Consider the following 2096-nt stretch of genomic DNA (forward strand, 5'->3'; position numbering starts at 1 on the left):
CTGCCCGACCAATCCGCAACAGACATGACAATCCCTCCCAATCCCAGAGAAAGATGAACCAGAAACGCAAGGCAAATGCAACTGTAGTACTAGAAGCAGTGTGGGACCTGACCCCGGAAAAATTCTATCTCGCGCTCGACGGAGCGTATCCTGGCAATCACGCGTCAGCCGCTTTCGTCATAATCGAAGCCGATATCGACGAGGTGAATCGCAGGCTCACAACCGCTGCAAGCAGGGATAAGGATCCATGGCATGCTCAATACAAAAGGAAGAGCTGCGGTATCGCATATCGGTGGCTGAAGGGGACTGCTGTAACACCGCCCTTGCTCAGGGAGGTCCAAGGTCAAATTCATATTGAGGGAGGAATGCACCGCTTCCATCTTGCAAGGCATTATGGAACGACACGCATGCCTTTCCTCGTCCAGGAGGCCGAGTTGGCCGCCGTGTTGGCGTTGATACCCTCGGCGGCTTTGGGCGCCGTCCACACCGAGATCTAGATGTACCAACAGTGGCCTTCAGGGAGCCTTCAGTCGCACTGGAGAACGAGGATAACGTAACGTGCGGACACAGGACGGAGAGCAGCCGACAGGTGGCTATGTTCCGTAGATGCCGTTACCCAATCCGATAGAACGTCCCCCTGCCCTCCACCTTCTCCACGGTGATGGGCAGACCCAGCTTCTTTTTTAGCGCCCCCGAGATCGAGCCCCTGACCGTGTGCGCCAACCATCCGGTCGCCGCGACCATCTCGGCGACCGTCGCTCCCTCGGGACGCTGGAGCATCGAGATGATCTGGGCCTGCTTGGTGCCAGCGCGGATGGCGATCGGTTTCGCGGTGTCGTCGGGCGTCTTTTCCGCCTGCGGCCTCGACTTCGCCTTCCGCGCGCTGGCGACGGCGCTGGCCGCCAGCGGCTCGATCCCGATGGCCTCCAGCCCGGCCTCTGTCGCGATCAGCGTGGTGCCATGGCCGTCGCCCGTCTCGCGCCACATCGGCTCGCCGCGGCGAAGGTTGGCCTCGACCTCCTCGAGCCAGCCGCGGGCGATCATCTTGCCGACGACCATCTTGGCAGCGGCGCCGACCAGCCCCTCGGGCAGCGGCAGGGCGAGGTTCCCCGGCCGGGTCGCGGCGCGGGAGAGGATCAGGGACTGGGTGTCGGACGGGGTGGTCATCGGGGGCCTCCGGGCGCTGTGGCGCGCGATTTGCGCGCCTTCTACGGAGGCAAGCCCCGTCGTCGGACGGGGCGGCCATCGCGCCGTTTCGGCGCGTCAGGCGGCGTGTTCGCCTTCCTTGAAGGCGCTGTCGGTGATCTGGCGCAGCAGGCCCGCGTAGTGCTTCAGCGTGCCGACATGCCCCCAATGGATCTCGTCGGGGTGGGTATCGAAATGGTCGTCACTGAGGGCCTTCAGGCGCTCCAGCATGATGTCGATCTCGGCCTTGGCGGCGATGAAGGCGTCGAGGGCTTTGGAATTGTCGCTGGCGCGGCGGGTGGTCATGGCGGGGCGTCCTTCGCTGAGTTGGATCGTTTCCTCGAGATCAGACTCGCTCTATCGCGCTGTCTAATCAACTGAATACCAAGCGATATCATGAGCTTGATCGGACTATCTGCGCGATGAAAGGCATGAGCGAACGCGAGTACGCGGCCCATTCCGGCCTGTCTCGCGGCGGGGTGCAGAAGGCGCGCAAGAACGGGCGGCTGGTGATCCATGACGACGGGTCGATCAACGCCGCGGCCTCGGATGTGCGGCGGGCCGAGATGACCGACCCCGACCAGCAGCGCCGCAGCCTTGGTGGGGATGGGCTAGCCAGCGGTGCGGGCGAGACCTCGTCCTACATCAAGGCGCGCACGCTGCTGACAGTCTATGCCGCGCAGGACAAGCAGATCGCGGTCCAGAAGAAGAAGGGCACGCTGGTCGACCGTGCAAGGGCGGAGACCCTTGTCTTCCGCCTGGCGCGGCAGGAACGGGATGTCTGGGTGACCTGGCCCGGACGGGTAGCCGCACTGATGGCGGCGCAGATCATGGCGGAGGTGGAACGGCAATCCGGGGCATCGGTGACGATCGAGACCGCGATCATGCAGAGGGTGCTGGAAGCCCATGTC

Annotated in this window: 4 protein-coding genes; 2 read left to right on the forward strand and 2 right to left on the reverse strand. The window is 63.7% G+C overall.

Annotation, left to right across the window (positions count from 1 at the left end; genetic code table 11):
* Nucleotides 1-53 precede the first annotated feature (53 nt).
* A complete protein-coding gene (locus tag AC2SGK_RS18185; RefSeq protein WP_488324784.1) occupies nt 54-497 on the forward strand; it encodes a hypothetical protein in 444 nt (147 codons plus the stop codon).
* A 115-nt stretch (nt 498-612) separates the two neighbouring features.
* Here AC2SGK_RS18185 and AC2SGK_RS18190 read toward each other — a convergent pair whose 3' ends face one another.
* Together AC2SGK_RS18190 and AC2SGK_RS18195 are read right to left on the reverse strand one after the other, a co-directional pair.
* A complete protein-coding gene (locus AC2SGK_RS18190; RefSeq protein ID WP_488324785.1) occupies nt 613-1167 on the reverse strand; it encodes a DUF3489 domain-containing protein in 555 nt (184 codons plus the stop codon).
* A 96-nt stretch (nt 1168-1263) separates the two neighbouring features.
* Nucleotides 1264-1491 carry a hypothetical protein gene (locus tag AC2SGK_RS18195; protein ID WP_488324786.1) on the reverse strand — a complete coding sequence of 76 codons (228 nt, stop codon included), beginning with the start codon at nt 1489-1491 and terminating at the stop codon, nt 1264-1266.
* 116 nt (nt 1492-1607) lie between these two features.
* Here AC2SGK_RS18195 and AC2SGK_RS18200 point away from each other — a divergent pair.
* A partial coding sequence (locus AC2SGK_RS18200; protein ID WP_488324787.1) for a hypothetical protein occupies nt 1608-2096 on the forward strand: 489 nt, incomplete at its 3' end.

The sequence above is a fragment of the Paracoccus sp. NIOT.M2S5SZ12 genome (assembly GCF_057748165.1).

Excerpts from the sequence above, each read along its gene's own strand:
- AC2SGK_RS18190 (WP_488324785.1), bottom strand. The coding sequence starts at position 1,167 with ATGACCACCCCGTCCGACACCCAGTCCCTGATCCTCTCCCGCGCCGCG.
- AC2SGK_RS18195 (WP_488324786.1), bottom strand. The coding sequence starts at position 1,491 with ATGACCACCCGCCGCGCCAGCGACAATTCCAAAGCCCTCGACGCCTTC.
- AC2SGK_RS18185 (WP_488324784.1), top strand. The coding sequence starts at position 54 with ATGAACCAGAAACGCAAGGCAAATGCAACTGTAGTACTAGAAGCAGTG.